This window comes from Aurantiacibacter xanthus (assembly GCF_003584015.1).
Lineage (GTDB): Bacteria > Pseudomonadota > Alphaproteobacteria > Sphingomonadales > Sphingomonadaceae > Alteraurantiacibacter > Alteraurantiacibacter xanthus.
Map to the genome: position 1 here is coordinate 1 of NZ_QXFM01000068.1, position 4107 is coordinate 4107.

Annotated in this window: 6 protein-coding genes, 1 tRNA gene and 1 pseudogene; 4 read left to right on the forward strand and 4 right to left on the reverse strand. The window is 57.3% G+C overall.

The window, feature by feature from the left end:
* Both D2V17_RS07380 and D2V17_RS20930 read left to right on the forward strand, forming a co-directional pair.
* A pseudogene (locus D2V17_RS07380) lies at positions 1–152 on the forward strand (IS3 family transposase); the annotation flags it as partial.
* A 599-nt stretch (positions 153–751) separates the two neighbouring features.
* Positions 752–1408: an SEL1-like repeat protein gene (locus tag D2V17_RS20930; RefSeq protein WP_147367281.1), complete on the forward strand. Its 657-nt coding sequence runs from the start codon at positions 752–754 to the stop codon at positions 1406–1408.
* Between the two features lie 50 nt (positions 1409–1458).
* On the opposite strand, the gene D2V17_RS21700 is transcribed toward D2V17_RS20930, so the two are convergent.
* On the reverse strand, positions 1459–2199 hold the full coding sequence (locus D2V17_RS21700) for a hypothetical protein (RefSeq protein WP_245978602.1): 741 nt from the start codon (positions 2197–2199) through the stop codon (positions 1459–1461).
* Positions 2200–2438: 239 nt separating this feature from the next.
* Positions 2439–2515 (reverse strand) — tRNA-Arg (locus tag D2V17_RS07395).
* 108 nt (positions 2516–2623) lie between these two features.
* Here D2V17_RS07395 and D2V17_RS07400 point away from each other — a divergent pair.
* Positions 2624–3361, forward strand: coding sequence for a queuosine precursor transporter (locus D2V17_RS07400; protein WP_119592446.1), 738 nt, complete (start codon positions 2624–2626; stop codon positions 3359–3361).
* Between the two features lie 7 nt (positions 3362–3368).
* On the opposite strand, the gene D2V17_RS07405 is transcribed toward D2V17_RS07400, so the two are convergent.
* Both D2V17_RS07405 and D2V17_RS21280 read right to left on the reverse strand, forming a co-directional pair.
* Positions 3369–3581 carry a PspC domain-containing protein gene (locus D2V17_RS07405; protein WP_119592447.1) on the reverse strand — a complete coding sequence of 71 codons (213 nt, stop codon included), beginning with the start codon at positions 3579–3581 and terminating at the stop codon, positions 3369–3371.
* Positions 3578–3718 carry a hypothetical protein gene (locus D2V17_RS21280; RefSeq protein ID WP_191229116.1) on the reverse strand — a complete coding sequence of 47 codons (141 nt, stop codon included), beginning with the start codon at positions 3716–3718 and terminating at the stop codon, positions 3578–3580. The genes D2V17_RS07405 and D2V17_RS21280 overlap by 4 nt, the downstream gene beginning before the upstream one ends.
* A gap of 227 nt (positions 3719–3945) precedes the next feature.
* On the opposite strand from D2V17_RS21280, the gene D2V17_RS07410 reads away from it, so the two are divergent.
* A partial coding sequence (locus tag D2V17_RS07410; RefSeq protein ID WP_147367284.1) for an AAA family ATPase occupies positions 3946–4107 on the forward strand: 162 nt, incomplete at its 3' end.

Genomic DNA, 4107 nt, shown 5'->3' on the forward strand with positions numbered 1-4107 from the left:
ACAACCACCAGCGCTACCACGAGAGCCTCGACAACGTCACGCCCGCCGATGCCTACTTCGGCAGGGCTGCCGCCATCATCGAACGAAGAGAAAGGATCAAGCGAAAGACACTCGAACATCGGCGCTTGCAACACCGCAAGCTCGCCGCCTAAACATCAAACCAAGACGAGGCCCACACTCCGCTGATCTACGCCGCGAGTTGTGCCAAATGTTCTGACGACGGACAGTAATTGGGTCAAGATAATTTGGCGCCCAGATCTTGGCCAGCATCTCAGAAAGGTCATTCTTTCAGAAATTTGCATGCTACGCTCCCATCGTGCTTTTCCGCTCGTCGCACAAGGGGGACTCGATCATGGGATGCAACGCTTGGAATCATCCATCGAACTGTGACTGTGGGTGGGGCGGAGACACGGGTGGAAGTGGTTGGGCTCACCCACAAGCCCCGGCAATATTCAACAACAACCGACCTACATCGCAGATCTCCGTCACTACACCCAATTCGCGATGTCCCGTGTGCGGCGCCGATGTTTACTTCTTTGAGTCCTGGAGTGGGGGCCGCGTCTACTTCGATGAGCTAGGGCCTCCGTGGCCAAAGCACCCCTGCACAGACAACGGTGGTTCGACTGGCAAATCAGCAGGGACCGCGAAGCCTCCGGGAAATAGCAGTCCATCTCCAGCCCCCTTACCAGAATGGCGTCACGCTGGATGGCAGCCGCTCAATGTCATCAGCGTTACACGCAACGAAGGTTGCGTGCTCATCCGTGCAATTCTCGAGGGTGATAAATTCGTAAGCAGTTTTGGCACCGCAAGCTCGTTTCGTGGTTCACCGGGCGATCCCGCTCTCTCACGTCGCGCAGATGATGGCTCGGGCAGCTGGGAACTCAGCTACATTCCGGTTAATTCGAAACTGTTGAACCCTGTTCCGGAAACCGTTGTCGTTTACCCGAACGCTGTGTCGAAAGCTGGCATTGCGTTATGGCAGCAAGCTCTACTCGGCGATCCTGGGTCTCGTAACCTTGTTGGGATGTCGCTTAGTTGGGCACGCGGATCGAAGGACGAGGCGCAAGAATGGTCGTTCGGCCAACATGAACCAGATTGGTCCTCGGCTGAATTGCACTTTCTGATGGCAACGCGCGCTGGATACTGGGCTGGTTTCCACAACCTCGGTCAGATGTATCGGCATGGATTCGGCGTCAGACACGATCCCGAGCTAGCATTCCACTTCATTCTACGGGCCGTCGAACTTATCTCTGATGAAGAGCTTGACGCATCGATGGACGCACTTCGCAGGCTTTTCGAACTTGATTGGGGGAACGAAGAAGACAGGGCGTTCGCTTCAGCTCTTTTAGATACAGACTGTGGCGAAACAGCCGGCCCAGAAGCCGTTAAGTTCAAAAGCGATACTTAACTTTCTTTGACAATGATCATAAAAATTGTTCTAGTTTAATTTACAAGAATTCATTGATAATCCACAACTTTCATGGATTTCTTTAAATGAACCGAATACGGAATTAGCAATTCCGCCTCGCCACGTCCGTTGAGGTATGCATGAACCTCTTCTTCTTCGACCTGCATCGTCAAAATGAGCGGCTCGCGCTCATCTCCCCATCGTTTCGGCCACGTGCTAGCGTAAAACGCCGCGATCTCTGGCTTCAAGGTCCAGCTCACCCCTTCTGCAACCTCTTTGAAAGTCCCCGTGCCGCCGCGAAAAACGGTGATCGGGAAATCCATTTTTTGAAGTTGGAACTCCTCCTCGGGCGTCATCATTGCCAAACCCCATTCCTCAACAAAATCAGGCATCGACCAAAGGATTACCTCTGTTGAGCGGGCAACTACGGCACTGATGTAGGACCCCCTTCGTGCGCCATAGATGTAGGGTTCACTGTCCCAGGTCTGCCTCAGCGCCCCGCCGCACACCGCCTTGTTGAATGGCTTGTCGTCCTGCCATGCATCGATCAACGCCGATACCAACTCCAAGCGGCCACCGTCATTTAGCCGAATGAACATTTCGACCCCATCTCGGTGATCGCTCACGAAGCCTCTCGCCCCCCTCTTAGCCTTGCGGAAAAATTCGGGGAACTGCTCGGCCGTCATAATCTGGGTCTCCATCGCGTTTGATGGGATCGATGAACCTGCAAGATTGATTTTACGTTGCTTTTGGTGAAGGTGGTCGCACCAAAGAGTGTAATAGTCGATCACCTGATGACGCTTGAGCACAGATCAATCGCGGGCGAAAACAACGCCCGGACACGATTACCCCCCCTAACCGGATCCATTCGCCCCTAAGATCCGCGAATCGCGCTCGTTGCCTAATGCCGGCTAAGATCATTGGTTATCCCCTCGTTCATTAAGAGCGGGGTAGAATTGAACCAACACCCTCGAGCGAGGCGCATCATTATGCGCCTCCGGCACATCCTTAATGCAACCGCACAAGGAGGTGGCGCGCCCAGCAGGAGTCGAACCTGCGGCCTCAGGATTAGAAGTCCCGTGCTCTATCCAGCTGAGCTATGGGCGCGTTGCTTCCGGCACTTAGCGATGTTTGCGCGCCAGGCAAATCGCGAGCTTTGCATAATCCGCACAAAGCCCTCTTCTGCTGCACCGCGGTACGCGCTAGCTTTGCGCCATGGACCACCAAGCGCCCCGCCCCGTCGCCGCCAACAGCTATGCCGCCGGGGCTTTCCGCTACTACCCTTATGTGATGGCGGCCTTCGTCGCGATCCTGCTGCTGTCGAACATTATCGGCGCGTCCAAGCCCAGCTATCTGCCGCTTCCGGGCGGCGGGCAATGGGCCTTCGGCGCGGGCGTGTTGTTTTTCCCGATAAGCTACATCCTCGGCGACGTGCTGACCGAAGTCTATGGCTATGCCCACGCGCGCCGGGTGATCTGGACCGGGTTTGCTGCCCTTGCCTTCATGGCAGTGATGGCGGCGGTGGTGGTGGCCCTGCCGCCTGCGCAAGGCTGGCCGGGGCAGGAGGCCTACGAATTCGTGTTCGGCAATAGCTGGCGCATCGTGCTCGCCTCGATGGCGGCGTTCTGGGCGGGCGAGTTCGCCAATGCCTTCGTGCTTGCCAAGATGAAGCTGCTGACCAGAGGTCGGATGCTATGGACCCGCACAATTGGTTCAACCGTGGTCGGACAGGGGCTCGACAGCCTGATTTTTTATCCGCTCGCCTTTTACGGCCTCGCGGGCTGGCCGGTCGAGCAGCTGTGGCAGGTGATCCTCTCGCAATGGGCGATCAAGACTGCCTGGGAGGCGCTGCTCACCCCCTTCACCTATTGGGCGGTGAATTTCCTGAAGCGCCGCGAGGGGGTCGATGTGTTCGACGAACAGACCGATTTTTCCCCCTTCGGGCATTCCTGATTGTCGCTCAGTTGGCGAGCAGCCAGATCAGCAGATAAAGCAGGATAAAGCTCCCGAAACCCGCCACCGCGCCGACCGCGAAAACCAGCCGCACCAGCAGCGGGTCGACATTGGTGTAGTTGGCGATGCCCGAGCAGACGCCGCCGATCAGCTTGTCGCCCTTATCGAGGTGGAACTTGCGCGGCGCTTGCGGGCTGTTCTGCATGTTCAGCTCGCTCATGCCAGCACCATCGTGGCAGCGGTCGTTGTAGCGTTCGGGGCAGGCGGAGCGAAGCTGGCAACCAGCAGGCCGGTGGTGATCGCAAGCGCGCCCAGAGCGGCGAACAGGCGGTTGGTGAAATCCGAGTTGGCAAACATGATACTTCCTCTTGTCTAGTGTGTGAGCAGCCCATCTGCTCGATGCCACCAACATTGCAGACACCGTGCTAGTTTGCAGGAAATGGCAGAAAACTGCCAATTTCGTTCATCCTGCGGCAAGATGGAACAACGCCATATCCCAACACTTGGGAATTTTCCCCAAGTCATGGCGAAGGACTTTTTGCATGACCTGCCCGGCCCTGCTCGGCTAATGCTCTGGCCGTCTCATGGCGCTCGACCGCATCCTCCTCACCGCCTTTCGCAACCATGCCGCAACCCGGCTGGACGGCGCGCGCGCGATCAACCTGCTGGTGGGCGAAAACGGCGCGGGCAAGACCAACGTGCTCGAAGCGATCTCGCTGTTCGCGCCCGGCCGGGGCCTGCGCCGC